This window comes from Pseudomonas sp. B21_DOA, assembly GCA_030544685.1.
GTDB lineage: Bacteria > Pseudomonadota > Gammaproteobacteria > Pseudomonadales > Pseudomonadaceae > Aquipseudomonas > Aquipseudomonas fluorescens_AO.
The window spans coordinates 472366-496102 of sequence record CP086683.1; the positions used below are offsets into that span (position 1 = coordinate 472366).

Below are 23737 nucleotides of genomic sequence, written 5' to 3' on the forward strand. Positions count from 1 at the left end.
CAATAACGATTTCAGACCAGCGGTACTGCTCCGCTGCGGCACCGACACGAGGTGACTTGACCGCCCGACTGCGTCAACATGACCGCCATCCAACTCGCTCATAAGGTCACTCGCCCATGAACATCTGCGGCATTGAAATCAAAGGCAGCGAAGCGATCATCGCCGTGGCGGCGCTCGACGGTTCGACGTTGAGCCACGTCCCTCTCGCCACAAAAAGATTGCTCTGGATGACGATGAAGAGGCGGCGAACGTGCGGCGGTTTGCGGCGCAGGTGGCGTCGTTTGTGCGGGAAAACTCGGTGGACCGGATTGCGATCAAGAAGCGCAGCAAAAGGGCGAGTTTGCCGGTGGGCCGACGACGTTCAAGATCGAGGGTGTGTTTCAGTTGCTGGATGGTTGCGAGGTGACGCTGCTGTCGCCGCAGACGATCAACGCGCAGGCCAAGAAGCACAACTTTGAACTGCCGGGGACGTTGAACAAATATCAGCATGAGGCTTACAAGGCTGCGTGCTCGGCGTTGGTGAAGAAATAGCCCGATTCCCGAAATCACCTTGAAACCTGTGGGAGCGGGCTTGCCCGCGATGGCGGTGTGTCCGGCAATAACAATGTTGGATGTGCTGGCCTCATCGCGGGCAAGCCCGCTCCCACAGGGTTCTAGGGTGTTGCTGAAACCATTCACGCCTGCGCGGTACGCCGGTCTTCGCGCGGGCAGCGGGCGAAACGCGCGCGGTAACTGCGGGTGAAATACGACGGTGATTCAAAACCGCAGGCAATGCTGACTTCGAGCACGCTCATGTCGGTCTGGCGCAGCAATTGCCGCGCCTTCTCAAGCCTTAACCGCAGATAGAAGTTGCTCGGCGTATCGTTCAGGTGCAGCCGGAATAACCTCTCCAGTTGCCGCCGGGTCACCTTGATCGACTCGGCCAGTTGCAGCGTGGTCAGCGGCGGTTCGCTGTGCTGCTCCATCTCGCCGATCACCTGCACCAGCTTCTTGTTATTGATCCCGTAGCGTGTGGCGACTTCCATGCGCTGGTGATCTTTGCGCGGGCGGATGCGCCCAAGCACAAACTGCTCGCTGACCTGAATCGCCAGTTGAGGACCGTGGGCCTGGGCGATCAGGTCGAGCATCAGATCAATCGAGGCCGTACCTCCCGCCGACGTGATCCGCCGCCGATCGATCTCGAACAGTTCCTGGGTCACGCTGAGCTGTGGATAAGACTCCTTGAACGCATCGATCGCTTCCCAGTGCAGGGTCAGCCGATGGCCATCGAGCAGGCCCGCTTCGGCGAGGACGAAGCTGCCGGTGTCGATGGCGCCGAGGGTTACGCCGTCCTTGTCCAGCCTGCGCAACCAGTGCTCCAGCGTCGGCGTGACGAATTTCAGCGGTTCGAAGCCGGCCACCACCAGCAAGGTCGCGCCTTTCTTCAGCGGCTCCAGCGCCGCATCGGCATTGACCGACATGCCGTTGCTTGCCAGTACCGCGCCGCCGTCAGCGCTGAGCACATGCCAGCGGTACAACTCGCCACGAAAGCGGTTGGCCACGCGCAACGGTTCGATCGCGGAAATAAAGCCGATGGCGGAGAACCCCGGCATCAGCAAAAAGTAGAAATCCTGGGACATGGGCGCACTCGGTTGGCGGGTCGCGTGGCTCGTTGATACGCCGATTATCGGCGCCGTTCAAGCGTGCAGGTCGCTACAGTGCAAATGCCCGTCGCCGCAGTGCGCTTTCACGGGTGCATAGCTGCGTAACTTGGCCTCACCGGCGCGCAGATGCCGGGAACCACAATAATCGAACTGCCGAGGAACCCGACATGAAACGACTGATCAGCAGCTGCGTTCTTGCACTCAGCGGTACCGCTTTCTTCAGCACCGGCGTGATGGCGGCCGAACCGGCCTCCTGCAAGAACGTACGCATGGGCGTGGTCAACTGGACTGACGTGATCGCCACCAGTGCCATGACCCAGGTCCTGCTCGACGGCCTCGGCTACAGCACCAAACAGACCAGCGCCTCGCAGCAGATCATCTTTGCCGGGATTCGCGATCAGCGCCTGGACCTGTTCCTCGGCTACTGGAACCCGCTGATGACCCAGACCATCACGCCATTCGTCGAGGCCAATCAGGTCAAAGTGCTCGAAGCACCGAGCCTGAAAGACGCCCGCGCCACCCTTGCCGTGCCGACCTATCTGGCTGACAAGGGCCTGAAAACCTTCGCTGACATCGCTAAATTCGAGAAGGAATTGGGCGGCAAGATCTACGGCATCGAGCCAGGCTCGGGCGCCAACACGCAGATCAAAGCGATGATCGCCAAGAACCAGTTTGGTCTGGGCAAATTCCAGCTGGTCGAATCGAGCGAGGCCGGCATGCTCGCCGCCGTCGATCGCGCCGTGCGCCGCAAGGAAGCCGTAGTGTTCTTCGGCTGGGCGCCGCACCCGATGAACGTCAATATCCAGATGACCTATCTGACTGGTAGCGAAGACGCCCTCGGCCCGAACGAAGGCATGGCCACGGTGTGGACGGTCACGTCACCGAAGTACGCTGAGCAATGCCCAAACATCGGCCGCCTGCTGGCCAACCTGACCTTCACCGCCGAATCCGAGAGCCGGATGATGCAGCCGCTGCTCGATCACAAGGATGCCTTCGAGTCGGCGAAGCAGTGGCTCAAGGATCACCCCGAAGACAAGCAGCGCTGGCTCGAAGGTGTGACCACTTTCGATGGCAAACCGGCTGCTGAACATCTGCAACTGACCAGCAAATAACCCCTCGATTGAAGAGCCCCTCACCCTGACCCTCTCCCCAAGGGAGAGGGAATTTAACGACGCTTCGCAGCTCCGCCACGGGCTGCGAACAGACCCATCACGCCTGAAGGAAACGCACCATGAACCACGACGTCATCATCACCTGCGCACTTACCGGTGCTGGCGACACGACCGCCAAGAGCCCACACGTGCCGGTCACCCCGAAACAGATTGCTGCTGCCGCGGTGGAAGCGGCCAAGGCTGGCGCCACCGTCGTGCACTGCCATGTGCGCGACCCGCAGACCGGCAAGTTCAGCCGTGACGTGGCGCTGTACCGCGAAGTGATGGAGCGCATCCGCGAGGCAGACGTCGACATCATCGTCAACCTCACCGCCGGCATGGGCGGCGACCTCGAAATCGGCGCCGGCGAGAACCCGATGGAGTTCGGCCCGAACACCGATCTGGTCGGCCCGCTGACCCGTCTCGCCCATGTTGAAGAACTGCTACCGGAAATCTGCACCCTCGATTGCGGCACGCTGAACTTCGGCGATGGCGACACCATTTACGTCTCCACCCCGGCGCAACTGCGCGCCGGCGCCAAGCGCATCACCGAACTGGGGGTGAAGGCCGAACTGGAAATTTTCGACACCGGGCATCTGTGGTTCGCCAAGCAGATGATCAAGGAAGGCTTGCTCGACAATCCGCTGTTCCAGCTGTGCCTGGGTATCCCGTGGGGCGCGCCGGCCGACACCACCACAATGAAGGCCATGGTCGACAACCTGCCCGCCGACGCGGTGTGGGCCGGCTTCGGCATTGGCCGCATGCAGATGCCGATGGCGGCGCAAGCGGTGCTGCTCGGCGGCAACGTGCGGGTCGGGCTGGAGGACAACCTTTGGCTGGACAAAGGCGTGCTCGCGACCAATGGCCAATTGGTTGAACGCGCCACGGAAATCCTCAGCCGCCTCGGTGCCCGCGTGCTCACACCGGCAGAAGGTCGCAAAAAATGGGCCTGACCCAGCGCGGCTGAACCTCACCCTTTCTCCCTGTGAACATAAATTTTGTGGTGAGGGATTTATCCCCGATGGGTGGCGAAGCCGCCCCAAAACCTGACAACCCGGGGCATCAGATAGACCGAGAGCACAGGTTTTACGACTGCTTCGGAGCCGATCGGGGATAAATCCCTCGCCACGAGAACAGAGTTTCCACAGGGATCACCGAACTCTCTCAGGAAATCACCATGCGCTTTATCACCGAAATCAAAACCTTCGCCGCTCTCGGCAGCGGTGTCATCGGCAGTGGCTGGGTTGCCCGCGCCCTCGCCCATGGCCTCGACGTGGTGGCCTGGGACCCGGCGCCCGGCGCCGAAGCGGCATTGCGCCAACGCGTGGCCAATGCCTGGGGCGCGCTGGAGAAGAACGGCCTGGCGCCTGGCGCTTCGCAGGATCGTCTGCGCTTTGTCGCGACCATCGAGGAATGCGTGCGTGACGCCGACTTCATCCAGGAAAGCGCCCCGGAGCGGCTGGAACTGAAGCTTGATCTGCACAGCAAGATCAGCGCTGCGGCCAAGCCCGATGCGCTGATCGGCTCCAGCACGTCAGGCCTTTTGCCCAGCGAGTTCTATGAGCGTTCGACGCACCCTGAACGCTGCGTGGTCGGGCATCCGTTCAACCCGGTTTATCTGTTGCCGCTGGTCGAAGTCGTCGGCGGCAGAAACACCGCGCCGGAGGCGGTGCAAGCGGCGATGCAAGTCTACGAATCCCTCGGCATGCGCCCGTTGCATGTGCGCAAGGAAGTGCCTGGATTCATCGCCGATCGCTTGCTTGAAGCGCTGTGGCGTGAGGCGTTGCACCTGGTCAACGACGGTGTGGCGACGACCGGCGAAATCGACGATGCGATTCGCTTTGGCGCCGGTCTGCGCTGGTCGTTCATGGGCACGTTCCTGACTTACACCCTGGCCGGCGGCGATGCCGGCATGCGCCACTTCATGTCGCAGTTCGGCCCGGCGTTGCAATTGCCGTGGACATATCTGCCAGCACCGGAGCTGACCGACAAGTTGATCGATGATGTGGTCGATGGCACCACCGATCAGCTCGGTCGGCACAGCATTTCCGCGCTGGAGCGCTATCGTGATGATTGTTTGCTGGCGGTGCTCGAGGCAGTGAAGACCACCAAGGAAAAGCATGGAATGAGTTTCAGCGAGTAATCCGCCACCTGATCGTTCCCACGCTCTGCGTGGGAATGCAGCCCGGAACGCTCCGCGTCCCAGACGCGTGACGCACAGAGTCACAAGAGGCGTTACCACGCAGAGCGTGGGAACGATCGCCGCCAGGAGAAATCATGCCCCACCTCACCACCTACCAGACCACCATCACCCCCGACTGGGTCGACTACAACGGCCACCTGCGCGACGCCTTCTACCTGCTGATCTTCAGCTACGCCACCGATGCGCTGATGGACCGCCTCGGCATGGACAGCAGCAACCGCGAGGCCAGCGGCCACTCGCTGTTCACCCTTGAGCTGCACCTCAATTATCTGCACGAAGTGAAGCTCAACACTGAGGTCGAAGTGCGCACGCAAATTATCGGCCACGACAGCAAGCGCCTGCACCTCTACCACAGCCTGCACAAGGTCGGCGATGAGCAAGCGCTGGCCGGCAATGAACAGATGCTTTTGCACGTCGACCTCGCCGGCCCGCGCTCGGCGCCGTTCAGCCCCGATACGTTGCATCGCCTGCAAGCCATCGTCGCCGATCAGACCGACCTGCCCGCTCCCGCTTACCTCGGCCGCGTGATTGCGCTGCCACCCGCCCGGTAAATCCCCCACTGCCAAGGAGCCGCCATGCACACCGCCGTCGCTGTTGCCGATTTTCGTACTTATCCGTTGATCAGCGCGCTGCGAGGCGTGCAGGGTCTGGCGGATCGCGTTGTCATTGAGTGGGCTGACGGTCGTATCAGCCCGTTTCACCACGTATGGCTGCGCGACAATTGCCCGTGTGATCGCTGCGTCTATAGCGTCACCCGCGAACAGGTCTTCGAGAGCGTCGATGCCGCCGAGGACTTGCAACCGCACGCCACGCGCATCGACACCGACGGCTGCCTGCGCATCGACTGGCAGGATGGTCACCTCAGCCGCTTCGACCCGGACTGGTTGCGCGCTCATGCCTATGACGACGAATCCCGCGCCGAACGCCTGGTCGGCAAACCGCAGCCCCGTTTGTGGTCCAGCGATCTGCAGTTGCCGGTGTTCGACTACACCGCACTGATGAACGACAACGCCGCGCTGCTGCAATGGTTGCTCGCCGTGCGCGACATCGGCCTGACCCAAGTGCGCGGCGCGCCCACCGAGCCGGGCTCGCTGAAACTCATCGCGCAACGGATTTCCTTCATCCGCGAAAGCAATTTTGGCGTGCTGTTCAATGTGCAATCCAAAGCCGACGCCGACAGCAACGCCTACACCGCCTTCAACCTGCCATTGCACACGGATTTGCCGACTCGCGAGCTGCAACCGGGGCTGCAATTTCTGCATTGCCTGGTGAATGAGGCCGAGGGCGGCGAGAGTATTTTCGTCGATGGTTTTGCGATCGCCGACGCCTTGCGTCAGGAGGAGCCGCAGCTGTTTGAGGCCCTGTGTGAAATACCCGTGGAATTTCGCAACAAGGACCGGCACAGCGACTATCGCTGCCTGGCGCCGATCATTGCTGTGGATGCGCCGGGCCGGGTGGCGGAGATTCGCATGGCCAACTTTCTGCGCGGGGCGTTCGATACGTCGGTGGCGCAGATGCCGTTGCTGTATCGAGCCTATCGGCGCTTCATTGCGATGACCCGCGAGCCGCGGTTTCGGCTGGTGCAGCGGCTCAACCCGGGCGAATTGTGGTGCTTTGACAACCGCCGCACGCTGCATGCGCGCAATGCCTTTGATCCAGCCACCGGGGCGCGGCATTTCCAGGGCTGCTATGTCGACCGGGATGAGCTGTTGTCGCGGATTCTGGTGTTGCAGAGGTAGATCTGTGGGAGCTGGCTTGCCAGCGATGGCGTCAGCTCGATCAACATCCCAACCCAGATTCACAGGCAAAAAAACTCCGATCAAGCCGTGACAGGATCGGAGCTGAGGAGGGTACTGTTGAGGAGCTGCCAGGCGAGGGTGACCAAACCTTCGTGAAGCGAGCTGGCGCCAGTGTGCCTAGTCGACAATCCAGTCGGTTAGCCGAAAACGACCTGTTCATAGTCGTCCCGGCCACTGCGACAAAACGCCCTTGCCGGGTCCGGTCGGGGCCACCAGAATCGAGCCAAGACCTCCGTTGCCACAGAAGGATTTGCGTGATGATGTACGCCGATTTGATCGACCAGGAAGATCTGTTGGGCCAGCTCAAGGCCTTGGGTATTCAGGTGCCGAGCGGTACCACCGCCGAGCAGGCCTGCGAGTGTGCGGTGCGTGGCCTGGATAACGTTCGCGCGTTTGAACTGCGCAAGATGGTCAAGGACATGTACACCAGCGGCGCCAGCATTCAGCCGGCGGTGCGCCAGGCGATCGATAAACAGTTGTTGCCGGCCCTTTCGGATTACCAGCAGTCCCACAGCGCCTGAGAAACCCCTTCGCGAGCAGGCTCGCGCCTACCTGATCGTTCCCACGCTCTGCGTGGGAACGATCGAACTCGGTCTACAGCCTTACGCTGGCAAATGTCGACTCATTGCGCGCCTGACTCAGCGCTGACATCGGCCCCGAGAGCGGCGACATCACGATCGCCTGCGGCAGCGGCAACATCGCTACCTGCTGGGTGGTGTTGGAGCCGACGCGCTCGTCACGCGGCGGGATGCCGAAGTACTCGCGGTAGCACTTGGAGAAGTGCGGCGTGGAGACGAAACCACACACCGACGCCACTTCGATGATCGACATCGGCGTCTGCTTGAGCAGTTGCCGGGCGCGGATCAGCCGCAGCTTCAGGTAGTAGCGTGACGGCGAGCAGTGCAGGTATTTCTGGAACAACCGCTCCAGCTGTCGACGCGACACCGCGACATACACCGCCAGTTCATCCAGATCGATCGGCTCTTCCAGATTGGCTTCCATCAGCGCGACGATTTCCTGCAACTTCGGCTGGTTGGTGCCGAGCATGTGCTTGAGCGGCACGCGCTGGTGATCCTGTTCGTTGCGGATGCGCTCGTAGACGAACATTTCCGAGATCGCTGCCGACAGTTCCCGACCGTGGTCGCGGCTGATCAGGTGCAGCATCATGTCCAGCGGCGCGGTGCCGCCAGAGCTGGTGAAGCGGTTACGGTCGAGGGTGAACAAGCGTGTGCTCATGGCCACCCGCGGGAAGGCTTCCTGCATCGCCGCCAGACATTCCCAGTGCACGCTGCAATCGAAGCCATCGAGCAGACCGGCGCAGGCCAACGCCCAACTGCCGGTGCACACCGCGCCAAGACGCTTGGACTGGCGCGCCTGGCTTTGCAGCCACGAGACGTGTTCACGGGTCACGGTGCGTTGAATGCCGATCCCGCCGCAGACAATAACGGTGTCCAGTTGCGGGGCTTTGTGCATGGAGGCGTCGGGAGTGATCTGCAGACCGTCACTGGCCCAGACCTGGCCACCATCGACGGTGAGGGTGCTCCAGCGATACAGCTCGCGACCGGACAACTGGTTGGCCATGCGCAGTGGCTCAACGGCGGACGCCAGGGAAATCAGCGTGAAATTGTCCAGCAGCAGAAAGCCGATGGATTGAGGCGCACGGTTCTGGGGTTGGGCCCCGGAGTTGAACGACGTCATCGCGGTATCTCCTCACACAAAGCGGGTGATGGCCTCAGGCGGAGGCTCTTGTTATTGCCGGCGTTCACACGAGGGAAGCAGGCGTTGTTATGACAGAGCAATTGCCGTGCCTGAAATTGGACGGCCATTCAATAACTCCTGAAAACGACCTCGCGACGCGTCTATACGAGACCTCGGAACATGCCATTTCGCATTGCCATCAGGCGCCGCCAGAGCCCTGCCGCGCAGCCTGTGAGCAGATCGGTAGCACTTGTGGGAACTGGCCTGCAGAGGATTTGCACAGAGTGTCACCGCAAGCGCGAGCGACGGACGGTCAGGTAACGACTGACGAGTCACGACTGACAGTGAGGCTTGTCTGATTGCGACGCGCCAAAAGGTGGCGTGGCTGGATCGGGATGTTCGTTTGTTGAGCAGTTTTGACTGGTCTGGCACTCCACTCTGCCAGATCAACCTGTGGCGAGGGATTTATCCCCGATCGGCTGCGCAGCAGTCGTAAATCCATTCACCAAAGTGTGTCAGGCAAAACTCGATTGCAGGATTTGGGACTGCTTCGCAGCCCAGCGGGGATAAATCCCTCGCCACGGGTTAACGGTCAGCACTCAACCGCACTGACCGCCAATCCACCGCGCGAAGTTTCCTTATATTTGTCATGCATATCGGCGCCGGTATCACGCATGGTGCGGATCACCCGGTCCAGCGAGATGAAGTGCTGACCGTCGCCACGCAGAGCCATTTGCGCCGCGTTGATGGCTTTCACTGCCGCGATTGCATTGCGCTCGATGCACGGCACCTGCACCAGGCCACCGACCGGGTCGCAGGTCAGGCCCAGGTTGTGCTCCAGGCCGATTTCCGCTGCGTTGCACAATTGTTCAGGGTGGCGCCGAGAATCTCCGCCAGCCCTGCCGCCGCCATGGCGCAGGCCGAACCGACCTCGCCCTGACAACCGACCTCCGCACCAGAGATCGAAGCGTTCTTCTTGCACAGAATGCCGACTGCCGCCGCGCCGAGGAAATAGTCAACGACATTGGCGTCGGTGACCGCTTCGCTGAACTTCATGAAATAGTGCAGCACCGCCGGGATGATCCCCGCCGCGCCGTTGGTCGGCGCGGTAACCATGCGCCCGCCGGCGGCATTCTCTTCATTGACGGCCAGGGCGAACAGGTTGACCCACTCCATCGCGCTCAGGGTCGAGCCGATGACGTTCGGTTTGTTCAGCTCTTGCAGGCTGCGGTGCAACTTCGCCGCACGACGCCGCACGTTCAAGCCGCCGGGCAGAATGCCTTCGTGCTTGAGGCCCTGCTCGACGCAATCCTGCATCGCCCGCCACAGTTTCATCAGTCCGGCACGGATCTCTTCTTCGCTGCGCCAGACCCTTTCGTTGGCCATCATCAGTTCGGCAACGCGCAGGTTGTGCGTTTTGCACAACTGCAGCAGCTCGACCGCACTGGAGAAGTCGTAAGGCAATTCGGTGCGATCCAGATCGACCACACCACTGGACGCTTGCGCCTCATCAACAACGAATCCGCCGCCGACCGAATAGTAGGTGTCACGGTGCAGCTCAGCGAACTCACCTTCGGCCACCAGCGTCATGGCGTTGGGATGGAATGGCAGGTTTTCATCGATCAGGCGCATGTCCCGCGCCCACACAAACGGCACCGACAGGCGACCATCCAATAAAAGCGTATGGGTTTCACGCAGCGCCTGAATGCGCGGGCCGATCTGCGCCGGGTCGATTGCGTCCGGCCACTCGCCCATCAGGCCCATGATCACCGCGTTGTCGCTGCCGTGACCGATGCCGGTGGCGGAAAGCGATCCGAACAACTGCACCTCGATGCGCCGCACCTGTTCCAGCTGGTGCTTGCCGCGCAGCGACTCGACGAACAATGCGGCGGCGCGCATCGGCCCGACGGTGTGGGAACTGGAAGGGCCGATGCCGATTTTGAACAGGTCGAAAACGCTGATAGCCATTGCTGCGAAGCTCCTGAGAATACCGGTCCGGGCGGCAAAAGCGCCCGCTGGCGGAGCTGCTACGCTCAAGCTGCGATCCGCCGAATGCCGGCATCATCGGGCTTTTGTCGGCGCGCTCGGCGTCTGACACCGACGCAGTCATGTCCAGCAGCGTCGTTACGTTTTCGCCCCGCAAATACGCCGTTTTTGTGCCGTTGAGCAGGTCATCGGGGGCGGAAAAAGCTGTAAGCGACGTCACCGACACTGGAAGCGACCATCCCTGTACTGGATACGACCCTCCCTGTAGGCGTCAGATTTTCACTGGTACATGATCGGGATGACTCGATTGCAAGGCGCTGCGGTAGAGCTGTCGTCAGAACGCCACCAACCGCAACCCATAAGTGCGGTGGTCCACAGTCGGAACACTGCCAAAAAAACACCAAGGAGTCCATCCATGAAAGGTTCCCCGTCGTTGTTGTTGGCCGCCCTGCTGAGTCTGCCGTTACTGGCGCAAGCCGCAGAACCGGCACAGTGCAGCCTCGTTAACTTCTCCGATGTCGGCTGGACCGACATCACCGCGACCACCGCCACCACTTCTGTTGTTCTCAACGCCCTCGGCTACAAAACCAAAACCACCATGATCTCCGTGCCCGTGACCTACAAGTCGCTGGCCGACGGCAAGAACATGGACGTGTTTCTCGGTAACTGGATGCCGACCATGGAGAACGACATCAAGCCGTATCGCGATGCCGGCACTGTCGACACCGTGCGCACCAACCTCAAGGGCGCCAAGTACACCCTCGCCGTGCCGCAAGCCCTGTACGACAAAGGCCTGCATGACTTCGCCGACATCGCCAAATTCAAGAAAGAGCTCGACGGCAAGATCTACGGCATCGAGCCGGGCAACGACGGCAACCGGCTGATCCAGAGCATGATCGACAAGGACGCCTTCGGCCTGAAGACCGCAGGCTTCAAGATCGTCGAATCTTCCGAGGCCGGCATGCTCTCGCAAGTCGACCGGGCGCAGAAGCGCGACACCGCCGTGGTCTTCCTCGGCTGGGCACCGCATCCGATGAACAAGCGCTTCAAGATTCAATACCTGACCGGCGGCGACGACTTCTTCGGCCCCGATTTCGGCGCAGCCACCGTGGCGACCAACACCCGCAAGGGTTACGCCGAAGAATGCAGCAACGTCGGTCAGCTGTTGAAAAACCTGGAGTTCACCGTCGACATGGAAAGTGAACTGATGGGCAACATCCTCGACGACAAGATGAAGCCTGACGCGGCCGCCAAGGCCTGGCTGAAAAAGAATCCACAGGTGCTCGATACCTGGCTCGCTGGCGTGACCACCATTGACGGTAAACCAGGCCTGGAGGCCGTGAAAGCCAAGCTCGCGCCTTGATTTGAAAGGCACCGCTTATGCCGGGCAGGCGTGCCTGCCCGGGCTGTTAATTTCCTTGCATGCGGACGTTCACTACCATGCTGATTGATCAGAAAATACCTTTAGGCCAGTACATCGCGGGCTTCGTCGAATGGTTGACGCAACACGGCGCCAACACTTTCGACGCAATCGCCGTGACACTGGAAACGATGATCCACGGCGTGACGTTTGCGCTGACCTGGTTCAACCCGTTGGTGCTGATTGGCCTGATTGCCATCATTGCCCATCTGATTCAACGCAAGTGGGGCCTGACCGCGTTCGTGGTCGCCTCGTTCCTGCTGATCCTCAACCTGGGGTACTGGCAGGAAACCATGGAAACCCTCGCCCAGGTGCTGTTCGCCACCCTGGTCTGCGTGTTGATCGGCGTGCCGCTGGGCATCGTCGCCGCGCACAAACCGATGTTCTACACCATGATGCGGCCGGTGCTCGATCTGATGCAGACCGTACCGACCTTCGTTTACCTCATTCCTACCCTGACCCTCTTCGGGCTGGGTGTGGTTCCGGGCCTGATCTCCACGGTGGTGTTCGCCATCGCGGCGCCGATCCGCCTGACCTACCTGGGCATCCGTGATGTCCCGCAAGAACTGATGGACGCCGGCAAGGCCTTCGGCTGCTCGCGTCGCCAATTGCTCTCAAGGATCGAACTGCCGCACGCCATGCCGAGCATCGCGGCCGGCATCACCCAGTGCATCATGCTGTCGCTCTCGATGGTGGTGATCGCGGCACTGGTCGGCGCCGACGGACTCGGCAAACCGGTGGTCAACGCACTGAACACTGCTGATATTGCGCTGGGCTTCGAAGCAGGCCTGGCAATCGTACTGCTGGCGATCATGCTCGACCGTATCTGCAAACAACCCGACGCCAAAGTAGGGGGTGACGCATGAGCATAATTCGCTTCGAAGACGTTGACGTAATCTTCTCCAAAGACCCGCGCGAGGCACTCAAGCTGCTCGATCAGGGCATGACCCGCAACGAGATCCTGAAGAAGACCGGTCAGATCGTCGGCGTGGAAAAAGCCACGCTGGACATCAACAAAGGCGAGATCTGCGTGCTGATGGGCCTCTCCGGCTCGGGCAAGTCGAGCCTGCTGCGCTGCATCAACGGCCTCAACACGGTGAGCCGCGGCAAGCTGTTCGTCGAGCATGAAAACCGTCAGATCGACATCGCGTCCTGCACGCCCGCCGAGCTGAAGATGATGCGCACCAAGCGCATTGCCATGGTTTTCCAGAAGTTCGCCTTGATGCCTTGGCTGACAGTGCGCGAGAACATCAGTTTCGGTCTGGAAATGCAGGGTCGACCGGAGAAGGAACGCAAGAAACTGGTCGACGAGAAACTCGAACTGGTCGGCCTGACCCAATGGCGCAACAAGAAGCCGGACGAACTCTCCGGCGGCATGCAGCAGCGCGTCGGCCTCGCCCGCGCGCTGGCCATGGACGCCGACATTCTGCTGATGGACGAACCGTTCTCGGCTCTCGACCCGCTGATCCGCCAAGGCCTGCAGGATGAACTGCTGGAGCTGCAACGCAAGCTGAGCAAGACCATCGTGTTCGTCAGCCACGACCTCGATGAAGCGCTCAAACTGGGTAGCCGCATCGCGATCATGAAGGACGGTCGGATCATCCAGTACAGCGTGCCGGAAGAAATCGTCCTCAACCCGGCGGACGACTATGTGCGGACCTTCGTCGCCCACACCAATCCACTCAACGTACTCTGCGGCCGCAGCCTGATGCGCACGCTGGACAAGTGCAAACGCATCAACGGCTCGGTATGCCTGGATCCTGGCGGCGACTCGTGGCTGGACCTGGCCGAAGGCAACACCATCAAAGGCGCACGCCAGAACGGCTCGGTGCTGAACCTGCAGAACTGGGCACCGGGGCAAGCAGTGGAAGGCCTGGAGCGCAAACCGACGCTGGTGGACTCGAACATCGGCATGCGTGACGCGCTGCAGATCCGATATCAGACCGGCAACAAGCTGGTGCTGCACGATAACAATCATGTGGTGGGGATTCTCGGCGACAGCGAGTTGTATCACGCGTTGTTGGGCAAGAATCTGGGGTAAACCCGCAGAAACGAAAACGCCGCGAGACTATCGCGGCGTTTTTGTTCGTACAGATATTCAACTGCAAACAGAGAACTTGTGGCGAGGGATTTATCCCCGATGGGGCGCGAAGCGGCCCCAAGTCGTCAATCGCGGTAATTGAGTAAAACCGCGTTTGACGGTTTCAGGGCTGCTTCGCAGCCCAACGGGGATAAATCCCTCGCCACAATGGTTCAGCGGTGCAGCTGACTGCACCGCTGAATCTCAAGGTTTAGCTATACACCCGGCCAAGGAGCTGCCGATGGCTTTCAAACTGATCGAGCACATCCCGGGTAATCTGCTCCGGCGTAAAGCCCATCAAGTCATAATCCTGACTGCCATTGTGCAGATACACCTCAGCGCGGTAATAACGCTGACGCGCTTCATCCGATTGCGCCGATTCGGTCGGGGTCGCCAGATAACCATCCAGGCTCACTTCGTAAACGAAAGGGTTGCCCTCTTCCATCTCGACCCGCACACCCATGCAGCGCTTGGCCTTCCCCAACAGCGTTTGCACTTCAATGCCCTGATTGCGCAATTGCGCCGCTGCATCTTCCAGCGCCGGGGTGACGTGTTTGTCCATGAAGCGCTGCACCACCGATTGGCTCGGCTGCAGATCCAGTTGCGTCAAGCGCTCGCTGAAACCACGGCGTCCGCGCTCGGCCAGTTGCGCTTGCTCCTGTTCGATCTGCACGTCTTGGCGCATCGCCTTGTGCAGGCCGAACATGAAGCAGATCAGCACCACCGAAAACGGCAGGCCGGCCAGCACGACCATGGTCTGCATGGCTTCGAAGTTGCCGGCGAACAGCAGGCCGATGGTCACCAGGGTGATCACCACCGACCAGAAGATCCGCAGCCAGTGCGGCGCGTCTTCATCGACGTTGCCGCCCTTGCAGGAAAGATTCGCCATCATCACCGCGCCGGAGTCGGCCGGGGTCAGGAACAGCACGAAGCCGACAAAGATCGACACCCCGATGACGACTTTCGACGCCGGGTAATGCTCAAGCAACTGATAGATCGCCATCGACGGCTGCTCTAGCGCTGTCTTGCCCAGCTCCACCGCGCCCTGGTTCATCACCAGATCCAGCGCCGAGTTGCCGAAGATCGACAGCCACGCCAGAGTGAAGCCCAGCGGAATCAGCAGCACGCCGGCGACCAGCTCACGCACGCTGCGGCCACGGGAAATCCGCGCGATGAACATGCCCACGAATGGCGCCCAGGAAATCCACCACGCCCAGTAGAACAGAGTCCACAGACCCAGCCAGCGATCAGACTTGGCGCTGTCGCCTTCATAGACGTACAGGTCGAAAGTCTTCAGCACCACGCCGTTGAGGTAGTCACCGATGTTCTGCACGAAGCCGTTGAGCAGGTGCAAAGTCGGGCCGAACAGCAGGACGAAAATCAGCAGACCGCTGAACAGCACGATGTTCAGGTTGGACAGACGACGGATGCCGTTTTCCACACCCGACACGGCAGCGATGGTCGCCACGGTGCTCATGACGATGATGACGATCAGCAGGTTGGTGTTGCTGTGCTCCATGCCGAACAGGTTTTCCAGCCCGGATGACACTTGCAGCGAGCCGATCCCCAGGTTGGTCACCAGACCCAGCAGGGTCACGAACATGCCGAAGCCGTCTACCGCGTGCCCGGCCGCGCCTTTGACCCAACGCTCGCCGACCAGTGGATACAGCGCCGAACGCAGCGCCAGTGGCTGGTTATGCCGATAGGCAAAATACGCCACGGCCAGACCGACCAAAGCGTAAATCGCCCAGCCGTGCAGGCCCCAGTGCAGGAAAGTCAGTTGCACCGCCTGCCGCGCCGCCAGATTGCTGGCCGACGTGCCTTCCGGCGGATTGAAGTAGTGATCCAGCGGCTCGGACGCGCCGAAGTACAACAGCGAAATGCCGATGCCCGACGAGAACAGCATCCCCGCCCAGGCGCCATAACTGAAATCCGGGGTGTCGTCCTTGCTGCCCAGTTTGAGTTTGCCGTACGAGGAAAACGCCAGACCGACCACAAACACCAGGTAGGCGGCGATCACTACCATGTAGTACCAGCCGAAGCTGCGCGACAGCCAGGCCTGGGCCATGCCCAACATTCTGCCGGCCTCTTGCGGGGCGATGATCAGAATGGCGGTCAACAACAGAATCAGCGCGGTCGAGGTGTAGAACACCCAACCGTTGACCGTCACCTTCTCGGGCGGGGTCTTTATTAGCGAGGCAGAACTCATGGCACAAATGCTCCAGGCAGTGCGAGAGAAGAACACAAGGCATCACGGAACCCGACCAATCGGTTAGTTGGCAGCCGACCGGCGGGTGATATAAAGACACTCCGAAAAAAGCCCGAACCTGCCGAAATGGCGTTGCGTATTCGCTTTCGGGGCCAGAGGCGACGGACGTTCATCCGAAACCTGGCCCCGAGCGTCTTGCCCTTTCAACACGTCCTTCGAGTCGCGAACCGCGCCATGCCCCACGCAGGTTTCGAGCCGTTTCAGGTGTCGGTTTTTATCGTCATTACGCGTAGGAATTTTCTGTAGGCAGCGACGAATTGTCGCAGATCTTATTCTTTGTTGATTGAACGTTCAATCAAAACAAAATAGACTGGCCCTCAATCCGATCGGCGTCATTCGCCCCTCGGAAGGCCTAAGGAGATGTGCAAGATGCCCAAGGTCGGTATGCAACCCATCCGCCGCCAACAATTGATCGAAGCCACTTTGCAAGCGGTCGATCAGGTCGGAATGGGGACGCCAGCATTGCGCTGATCGCCCGTTTGGCCGGTGTCTCGAATGGCATCATCAGTCATTACTTTCAGGACAAGAACGGCCTGATCGCCGCCACGATGCGGTACCTGATGACCGCCCTCAGCGAGAGCGTCACCGCGCGCCGTCAGGCGCTGGCAGATGACAGCCCACGGGCGCATCTGCAGGTGATCATCGAAGGCAACTTCGACGCCAGCCAAGTCAATGGCCCGGCAATGAAAACCTGGCTGGCCTTCTGGGCCACCAGCATGCACCAGCCGTCTTTGCACAGGTTGCAGCGGATCAACGATCACCGTCTGTATTCCAACCTGTGCTGCCAGTTCCGCCGCGTGCTGCCGCTCGAAGATGCGCGCAATGCCGCCCGAGGCCTGGCAGCTTTGATCGACGGTTTGTGGTTGCGCGGCGCGCTGTCGGGAGACGCTTTCGACACGGCGCAGGCGCAACAGATCGCTTACGAATACATGGATTTCCAATTGGCCAAGAAGGTGAGCTAGAGCACACAGAAAATGCTCGGCCCCTGAACTCCACCGCAGCGTCATCGCGGTGGTCAACGCCAACCACCAATGCACTTGCGAGGACACTATGGCCCGTTTCGAACTGCAAAAACTCTACATCGATGGCGCGTACACCGACGCCGGCAGCGACGCCACCTTCGAAGCCATCAACCCGGCGAACGGTGAAGTCCTCGCACTGGTGCAACGTGCGACCAAAGACGACGTCGAGCGCGCTGTGGTCAGCGCCGAAAAGGGCCAGAAAATCTGGGCCGCGATGACCGCCATGGAGCGTTCGCGCATCCTGCGCCGCGCCGTCGACATCCTGCGCGAGCGCAACGATGAGCTGGCCGCGCTGGAAACCCTGGACACCGGCAAATCCTTCTCCGAAACCAAGTACGTCGACATCGTCACCGGCGCTGACGTGCTGGAATACTACGCAGGCCTGGTGCCCGCCATCGAAGGCGAGCAGATCCCGCTGCGTGACACCTCGTTCGTTTACACCCGTCGCGAACCGCTGGGCGTAGTCGCCGGTATCGGCGCGTGGAACTACCCGATCCAGATCGCCCTGTGGAAATCCGCTCCAGCCCTGGCGGCCGGTAACGCGATGATCTTCAAGCCAAGCGAAGTCACCTCGCTGACCACCCTGAAACTGGCCGAGATCTACACCGAAGCCGGCGTACCGAGCGGCGTGTTCAACGTGCTGACCGGCAGCGGCCGTGAAGTCGGCACCTGGCTGACCGAGCACCCGCGCATCGAGAAAATCTCCTTCACCGGCGGCACCGACACCGGCAAGAAAGTCATGGCCAGCGCTTCGGCTTCGTCGCTGAAAGACGTGACCATGGAACTGGGCGGCAAGTCGCCGCTGATCATCTGCGACGACGCCGACCTCGATCGCGCCGCCGACACCGCGATGATGGCCAACTTCTACAGCTCCGGTCAGGTCTGCACCAACGGCACTCGCGTGTTCGTACCGGCGCACCTGAAAGTCGCTTTTGAAGCCAAGATCGTTGAGCGCGTTGCCCGCATCCGCGTTGGCAACCCGGAAGACGAAAACACCAACTTCGGCCCGCTGGTCAGCTTCCCGCACATGGAAAGCGTGTTGGCTTACATCGCCAAGGGTAAAGAAGAAGGCGCACGCGTGCTGTGCGGCGGCGGTCGACTGACGGACGGCGAATTCGCCAAAGGCGCGTTCGTTGCGCCGACCGTGTTCACCGACTGCACCGATGACATGACCATCGTGCGCGAAGAAATCTTCGGCCCGGTCATGGCGATCCTTTCCTATGAAACTGAAGAAGAAGTGATCCGCCGCGCCAACGACACCGACTTCGGCCTGGCCGCCGGTATCGTCACCAAAGACCTGAACCGCGCGCACCGCGTGATCCATCAACTGGAAGCCGGTATCTGCTGGATCAACGCCTGGGGCGAGTCCGACGCGAAAATGCCGGTCGGCGGCTACAAGCAGTCGGGCGTGGGCCGTGAGAACGGGATCAGCTCGCTGAACAACTTCACCCGCATCAAATCGGTACAGGTCGAGCTGGGCGATTACGTCTCGGTGTTCTGATCAGCTAGCTGATCAGCTGCAAGCGGCAAGTTTCAAGCTGCAAGTAAAAGCAGTTTGGGCTTGCCGGCCTCCCCGATTTCGAAGCCACAGCTCGCTGCTTTTTCTTGCAGCTTGAAGCTAGTGGCTTGTAGCTCCCGCAGGAGAATTTATGACTCAAGAATACGACTACATCATCATCGGCGCCGGTTCTGCAGGTAACACACTTGCGACCCGTCTGACTGAAGACGAAGGCGTAACCGTTCTGCTGCTCGAAGCGGGCGGCCCGGATTACCGCCTCGACTTCCGCACCCAGATGCCCGCCGCACTGGCGTTCCCGCTGCAGGGGCGTCGCTACAACTGGGCCTACGAAACCGATCCGGAGCCACACATGGACGGCCGCCGGATGGAATGCGGTCGCGGCAAGGGCCTTGGTGGTTCGTCGCTGATCAACGGCATGTGCTACATCCGTGGCAACGCCATGGACTATGACGGCTGGGCGAAACTGCCGGGCCTGGAAGACTGGTCGTACCTCGATTGCCTGCCGTACTTCCGCAAAGCCGAAACCCGTGACATCGGCCCGAACGACTACCACGGTGGCGACGGCCCGGTCAGCGTGACCACGCCGAAAGCCGGCAACAACCCGCTTTTCCACGCCATGGTTGAAGCCGGCGTCCAGGCCGGTTACCCGCGCACCGAAGACCTCAACGGTTATCAGCAGGAAGGCTTCGGCCCGATGGACCGCACCGTGACGCCGAACGGCCGTCGTGCTTCCACCGCCCGTGGCTACCTCGACATCGCCAAGAAGCGTTCGACCCTGACCATCGTCACTCACGCCCTGACCGACAAGATTCTGTTTGAAGGCAAGCGTGCGGTCGGCGTGCGTTACCTGATTGGTGACGCTGAAGAACGTGTGGAAGCCAAGGCGCGCAAGGAGGTCCTGCTGTGCTCCGGTGCCATCGCGTCGCCGCAGATTCTGCAGCGCTCCGGTGTCGGCCCGGCGAAACTGCTGGAAAGCCTCGACATCCCGGTGGTTCACGACCTGCCAGGCGTCGGTGAAAACCTGCAGGATCACCTCGAGCTGTACCTGCAATACGCCTGCACCCAACCGGTCTCGCTGTACCCGTCGCTGCTCTGGTACAACCAGCCGGCCATCGGTGCCGAGTGGCTGTTCAACGGCACCGGCATCGGCGCCAGCAACCAGTTCGAGGCCGGCGGTTTCATCCGTTCGCGTCCGGAATTCGAATGGCCGAACATCCAGTACCACTTCCTGCCAGTGGCGATTAACTACAACGGCAGCAACGGCGTGAAAGAGCACGGTTTCCAGGCGCACATGGGCTCCATGCGTTCGCCGAGCCGTGGCCGCATCCAGGTCAAATCCAAGGACCCGCGCCAGCACCCGAGCATCCTGTTCAACTACATGGCCACTGAGCAGGACTGGCAGGAATTCCGCGACGGCATCCGCCTGACCCGTGAAATCATGCAGCAGCCGGCACTGGACGCATTCCGTGGCCGGGAAATCAGCCCGGGCATCGACGTGCAAACCGATGAGCAACTGGACAAGTTCATCCGCGAGCACGCCGAAACCGCGTTCCACCCGTCCTGCTCGTGCAAGATGGGCACCGACGAGATGGCCGTGGTCGATGGCGAGGGTCGTGTGCACGGCATGCAGAACCTGCGCGTGGTTGATGCTTCGATCATGCCGATCATCACCACCGGCAACCTCAACGCGCCGACGATCATGATGGCCGAGAAAATCGCCGACAAGATCCGCGGCCGCAAGCCGCTGCCGCGCAGTAATGCTGCTTATTACGTCGCGAACGGCGCGCCGGTGAAGGGCAAGCCGATGCGGGATATCACCCCGGTTGCTCAGTAAGTCGTAGTACCTTCCCCTGATCGTTCCCACGCTCCGCGTGGGAATGCATCTCGGGACGCTCCGCGTCCCAAGGCGGACGCATAGCGTCCAGGGCGGCATTCCCACGCGGAGCGTGGGAACGATCAGCTAGCGAATACAGTAAAACCTCCTACACCCCTCTTCACTTGATCCTACCCCCACGCAGGCCTACTCTAGACCTCGCGCAATCGTTTCATCCCTCCCCGCTGTCGCCATGCCGCTACTCCATTACAAGGAGGTTCCCGAATGTTCGATTTCCACCCCAGCTCAAGCAGCGCTTCGCTGCCTTGCGCACGGGCGCTGAATTTTTTCCCTGCGGTATGTGCGTGAGTCCGGGCAGTTTCTGTCGGTGCGCAAGAACGTCGCCGAACCGCCGAGCCTGAGCCGCGATGAAGGGGCGATGCTTACCGTGCGCGTCAATGGCGTCGAAGCCTACGCGGCGACCAATGACCTCTCGCAACAAGGCCTGCAAGCCGCCCTCGAACGCGCCGAGCAACAGGCCCGCCGCCTCAAGCCGCACGCCTTGCTCGATCTGCGCGAGCAGCCGCTTTCCAGCGACCGCGCGGATTATTTTTCGCCTAACCTCGAACAGCCCTTCCCGTCCCTGAGCGAATGCTTCGATCTGCTTGGTGCGGAATCCGCCTCGGTGCCCAAGGATGAGCGCCTGGTCAATTGGCAGGTGAGCATCGGTATCACGCATGTCGAGCAGATCTACCTGAGCAGCGCCGGCGCCGAATTGCGTCAGGCTCAGCGCTTCGTTTATCCAAGCCTCGATGTCACCGCCTACGACGGCAACGACAGCCAGACCCGCAGCCTCGGTCGCGAGAACTTCGGCCAACAGGGTGGCGCCGATGTCATCAGCCGCTGCGGCCTGGTCGGTGCCGGTCCGCAAGTCGCCGATCAGGCCCTGCAACTGCTGCTCGCGCCGAACACGCCGCAAGGCCCGCGCGACCTGCTGCTGATGCCCGATCAGATGATGTTGCAGATCCACGAATCCATCGGTCACCCGCTGGAGCTCGACCGCATCCTCGGCGATGAGCGCAATTACGCCGGCACCAGTTTCGTCAAGACCAGCGATTTCGGCAGCCTGCAATACGGCTCGAACCTGCTCAACGTAACCTTCGATCCGGGCATCCCGGAAGAACTCGCCAGCTACGGCCATGACGATGACGGCACTGCGGCGAGCAAACAATTCCTGATTCGCGACGGCCTGCTGCTGCGGCCACTGGGTGGGGCGCTGTCGCAATACCGCGCCGGCCTCGATGGCGTTGCCAACAGCCGCGCCTGCGGCTGGAACCGCCCGCCGATCGACCGCATGGCCAACCTCAATATCGAGCCGGGCGATCAGACGCTGGAGCAGATGATCGGTGGTATCGAGCATGGCATTCTGATGAGCACCAACCGCTCGTGGTCGATCGACGATGCGCGCAACAAATTTCAATTCGGCTGCGAATGGGCCCAGTTGATCGAGAACGGTGAACTTAAAGGCGTGGTGAAAAATCCCAACTACCGCGCCATTTCCGCGCACTTCTGGAAGAGCCTGCGCGCCGTCGGCGATGCCAACACCGTCAAGGTGCTGGGCACGCCGAACTGCGGCAAGGGCGAACCGAACCAGGTGATTCGCGTCGGCCACGCTTCGCCGGCCTGCGTATTCAGCAACATTGATGTGTTTGGGGAGACGCCTGATGAGCATTTCGAAGCGTCAGTCCGACGCCTTCAAGGTCATGGTCAACTGGCTGCGCGACAGCGTGCGCGAGCCGGAACAGTTCACGCTCAGCTACGCCGCCGAAGCCTCGGCGTTCGTGCGCTTCAATCACGCCAAGGTGCGCCAGGCCGGGCAAGTACAGCAGGCCAACGTCGGCCTGAAACTGATCGACGACGGTCGCCACGCCGACCTGCAGATCACCTTGTCCGGGGATCAGGAAGCCGATCTGCAACGCCTCGCGGAGGGCCTGCAGCAATTGCGCGAAACCCTGCCGCTGCTGCCGCAGGATCCGTACCTGCTGCTCAATCACAACAGCTGGCAGAGCACGCACGTACAAGCGCATCCGCTGCCGGACACCGAAGATGTCGTCGGGCAAATCTGCGCTGCCGCTGAAGGTCTCGATCTGGTCGGCTTCTATGCTGCCGGCCCGATCAGCCGCGGTTTCGCCAGTTCCGCCGGCGCGTTCGGCTGGCATGAAGCCAACAGCTTCAATTTCGACTTCAGCCTGTTCCACGAAAACGGCGAAGCGGTGAAGGCCAGCTACGCCGGGCACGACTGGAGCGACGAGGGCTTCGCCCGGCGTTTCGCCCAGGCCCGCGAACAGCTGGAGTTTCTCGGTCGACCGTTACGCACTCTGGCGCCGGGTCAGTACCGCGCCTATCTGGCACCGGCGGCGCTGGAAGAAATCATGGGCATGCTCAGTTGGGGCGGTTTTTCGGCGCAATCGATCGCCAGCAAGAGCAGTCCGTTGCAGAAACTGTACGTCGGCGATCAGGCGTTCAGCCCGCTGGTGTCGCTGGATGAAAAAGTCAGCGAGTCCCTGAGCCCGGCGTTTTCCGCCGAGGGTTATCCGCGCAGCGATCTGCGTCTGATCATCGAAGGCCGGGCCGGGGATCAGTTGGTCGGTTCGCGCAGCGCCGCCGAATATGGTCTGGCGGCGAACGGTGCGGGCGGCGGCGAGATGCCCAGCGCATTGAACATGGCCGCCGGTGATCTGTCGCAAGCAGAGATTCTCAAGCGGTTGGGCACCGGGCTGTACATCAGCAACCTGTGGTACCTGAACTACTCCGATCAACCGGCGGCGCGCATGACCGGCATGACCCGCTTCGCCACTTTCTGGGTCGAGAACGGCGAGATCCAGGCGCCGGTCAGCACCATGCGTTTCGACGACAGCGCCTATAACCTGCTCGGTTCGCAGCTGGAAGCGTTGACCACCGAACGCGAATTGCTGCTGTCGGCCAGTACCTACAGCCAGCGCAATACCTCGTCATCGCTGCTGCCGGGAGCGCTGGTCAGCCGGTTGACCCTAACGCTGTAAAACAAAGCTCCCCGGCACACAGGGGATCAACTGTTGGAATAGAAACTGTGGCGAGGGATTTATCCCGATGGA

15 protein-coding genes and 4 pseudogenes are annotated in these 23737 nt (G+C 61.2%); 15 read left to right on the forward strand and 4 right to left on the reverse strand.

Going from position 1 to position 23737, the window contains the following annotated elements:
* The first annotated feature begins 116 nt into the window (after positions 1 to 116).
* Positions 117 to 531: pseudogene (locus tag LJU32_02260) on the forward strand (DUF3010 family protein).
* Between the two features lie 143 nt (positions 532 to 674).
* On the opposite strand, the gene LJU32_02265 reads toward LJU32_02260, so the two are convergent.
* On the reverse strand, positions 675 to 1619 hold the full coding sequence (locus tag LJU32_02265; GenBank protein WKV89302.1) for a GlxA family transcriptional regulator: 945 nt from the start codon (positions 1617 to 1619) through the stop codon (positions 675 to 677).
* A 191-nt stretch (positions 1620 to 1810) separates the two neighbouring features.
* Here LJU32_02265 and LJU32_02270 point away from each other — a divergent pair, with 191 nt between their 5' ends.
* From LJU32_02270 to LJU32_02295, 6 genes are all read left to right on the forward strand, one after another.
* Positions 1811 to 2755: a choline ABC transporter substrate-binding protein gene (locus LJU32_02270; GenBank protein WKV89303.1), complete on the forward strand. Its 945-nt coding sequence runs from the start codon at positions 1811 to 1813 to the stop codon at positions 2753 to 2755.
* A gap of 119 nt (positions 2756 to 2874) precedes the next feature.
* Positions 2875 to 3747, forward strand: a complete 873-nt coding sequence (locus LJU32_02275; protein ID WKV89304.1) for a 3-keto-5-aminohexanoate cleavage protein — start codon at positions 2875 to 2877, stop codon at positions 3745 to 3747.
* Between the two features lie 224 nt (positions 3748 to 3971).
* Positions 3972 to 4937, forward strand: coding sequence for an L-carnitine dehydrogenase (locus LJU32_02280; protein WKV89305.1), 966 nt, complete (start codon positions 3972 to 3974; stop codon positions 4935 to 4937).
* A gap of 134 nt (positions 4938 to 5071) precedes the next feature.
* On the forward strand, positions 5072 to 5548 hold the full coding sequence (locus LJU32_02285; protein WKV89306.1) for a thioesterase family protein: 477 nt from the start codon (positions 5072 to 5074) through the stop codon (positions 5546 to 5548).
* A 24-nt stretch (positions 5549 to 5572) separates the two neighbouring features.
* The gene (locus tag LJU32_02290; GenBank protein ID WKV89307.1) at positions 5573 to 6736 is read left to right on the forward strand and encodes a gamma-butyrobetaine dioxygenase; all 1164 of its coding nucleotides are present in this window, start codon (positions 5573 to 5575) and stop codon (positions 6734 to 6736) included.
* A 317-nt stretch (positions 6737 to 7053) separates the two neighbouring features.
* A complete protein-coding gene (locus tag LJU32_02295) occupies positions 7054 to 7317 on the forward strand; it encodes a hypothetical protein (GenBank protein ID WKV89308.1) in 264 nt (87 codons plus the stop codon).
* A 73-nt stretch (positions 7318 to 7390) separates the two neighbouring features.
* Here LJU32_02295 and LJU32_02300 read toward each other — a convergent pair whose 3' ends face one another.
* On the reverse strand, positions 7391 to 8494 hold the full coding sequence (locus LJU32_02300; protein ID WKV89309.1) for a GlxA family transcriptional regulator: 1104 nt from the start codon (positions 8492 to 8494) through the stop codon (positions 7391 to 7393).
* 592 nt (positions 8495 to 9086) lie between these two features.
* Positions 9087 to 10462, reverse strand: a pseudogene (locus LJU32_02305) (L-serine ammonia-lyase).
* A gap of 433 nt (positions 10463 to 10895) precedes the next feature.
* On the opposite strand from LJU32_02305, the gene LJU32_02310 reads away from it, so the two are divergent.
* The 3 genes from LJU32_02310 to choV all read left to right on the forward strand — a co-directional run bounded on the left by LJU32_02310 (position 10896) and on the right by choV (position 13941).
* Positions 10896 to 11843, forward strand: a complete 948-nt coding sequence (locus tag LJU32_02310) for a choline ABC transporter substrate-binding protein (GenBank protein WKV89310.1) — start codon at positions 10896 to 10898, stop codon at positions 11841 to 11843.
* Between the two features lie 77 nt (positions 11844 to 11920).
* Positions 11921 to 12766: a choline ABC transporter permease subunit gene (choW, locus tag LJU32_02315; GenBank protein ID WKV89311.1), complete on the forward strand. Its 846-nt coding sequence runs from the start codon at positions 11921 to 11923 to the stop codon at positions 12764 to 12766.
* Positions 12763 to 13941: a choline ABC transporter ATP-binding protein gene (gene choV / locus LJU32_02320; GenBank protein WKV89312.1), complete on the forward strand. Its 1179-nt coding sequence runs from the start codon at positions 12763 to 12765 to the stop codon at positions 13939 to 13941. The genes choW and choV overlap by 4 nt, the downstream gene beginning before the upstream one ends.
* 250 nt (positions 13942 to 14191) lie before the next feature.
* On the opposite strand, the gene LJU32_02325 is transcribed toward choV, so the two are convergent.
* Positions 14192 to 16132, reverse strand: coding sequence for a BCCT family transporter (locus LJU32_02325; protein ID WKV91021.1), 1941 nt, complete (start codon positions 16130 to 16132; stop codon positions 14192 to 14194).
* Positions 16133 to 16618: 486 nt separating this feature from the next.
* Here LJU32_02325 and betI point away from each other — a divergent pair.
* From betI to LJU32_02350, 5 genes and pseudogenes are all read left to right on the forward strand, one after another.
* Positions 16619 to 17211: pseudogene (gene betI, locus LJU32_02330) on the forward strand (transcriptional regulator BetI).
* An 88-nt stretch (positions 17212 to 17299) separates the two neighbouring features.
* On the forward strand, positions 17300 to 18772 hold the full coding sequence (gene betB, locus LJU32_02335) for a betaine-aldehyde dehydrogenase (protein WKV89313.1): 1473 nt from the start codon (positions 17300 to 17302) through the stop codon (positions 18770 to 18772).
* A gap of 148 nt (positions 18773 to 18920) precedes the next feature.
* Positions 18921 to 20624, forward strand: coding sequence for a choline dehydrogenase (gene betA, locus LJU32_02340; protein ID WKV89314.1), 1704 nt, complete (start codon positions 18921 to 18923; stop codon positions 20622 to 20624).
* 245 nt (positions 20625 to 20869) lie between these two features.
* Positions 20870 to 22317: pseudogene (locus LJU32_02345) on the forward strand (TldD/PmbA family protein).
* Positions 22318 to 22327: 10 nt separating this feature from the next.
* A complete protein-coding gene (locus LJU32_02350; protein WKV89315.1) occupies positions 22328 to 23665 on the forward strand; it encodes a TldD/PmbA family protein in 1338 nt (445 codons plus the stop codon).
* Positions 23666 to 23737: the final 72 nt, after the last annotated feature.

What these genes read in the sequence shown, in the direction of transcription:
- LJU32_02295 (WKV89308.1), top strand. Translation starts at nt 7,054, where the DNA reads ATGATGTACGCCGATTTGATCGACCAGGAAGATCTGTTGGGCCAGCTC.
- LJU32_02275 (WKV89304.1), top strand. Translation starts at nt 2,875, where the DNA reads ATGAACCACGACGTCATCATCACCTGCGCACTTACCGGTGCTGGCGAC.
- LJU32_02310 (WKV89310.1), top strand. Translation starts at nt 10,896, where the DNA reads ATGAAAGGTTCCCCGTCGTTGTTGTTGGCCGCCCTGCTGAGTCTGCCG.
- LJU32_02285 (WKV89306.1), top strand. Translation starts at nt 5,072, where the DNA reads ATGCCCCACCTCACCACCTACCAGACCACCATCACCCCCGACTGGGTC.
- betA (WKV89314.1), top strand. Translation starts at nt 18,921, where the DNA reads ATGACTCAAGAATACGACTACATCATCATCGGCGCCGGTTCTGCAGGT.
- LJU32_02280 (WKV89305.1), top strand. Translation starts at nt 3,972, where the DNA reads ATGCGCTTTATCACCGAAATCAAAACCTTCGCCGCTCTCGGCAGCGGT.
- choW (WKV89311.1), top strand. Translation starts at nt 11,921, where the DNA reads ATGCTGATTGATCAGAAAATACCTTTAGGCCAGTACATCGCGGGCTTC.
- LJU32_02270 (WKV89303.1), top strand. Translation starts at nt 1,811, where the DNA reads ATGAAACGACTGATCAGCAGCTGCGTTCTTGCACTCAGCGGTACCGCT.
- LJU32_02265 (WKV89302.1), bottom strand. Translation starts at nt 1,619, where the DNA reads ATGTCCCAGGATTTCTACTTTTTGCTGATGCCGGGGTTCTCCGCCATC.
- choV (WKV89312.1), top strand. Translation starts at nt 12,763, where the DNA reads ATGAGCATAATTCGCTTCGAAGACGTTGACGTAATCTTCTCCAAAGAC.
- betB (WKV89313.1), top strand. Translation starts at nt 17,300, where the DNA reads ATGGCCCGTTTCGAACTGCAAAAACTCTACATCGATGGCGCGTACACC.
- LJU32_02290 (WKV89307.1), top strand. Translation starts at nt 5,573, where the DNA reads ATGCACACCGCCGTCGCTGTTGCCGATTTTCGTACTTATCCGTTGATC.
- LJU32_02300 (WKV89309.1), bottom strand. Translation starts at nt 8,494, where the DNA reads ATGACGTCGTTCAACTCCGGGGCCCAACCCCAGAACCGTGCGCCTCAA.
- LJU32_02350 (WKV89315.1), top strand. Translation starts at nt 22,328, where the DNA reads ATGAGCATTTCGAAGCGTCAGTCCGACGCCTTCAAGGTCATGGTCAAC.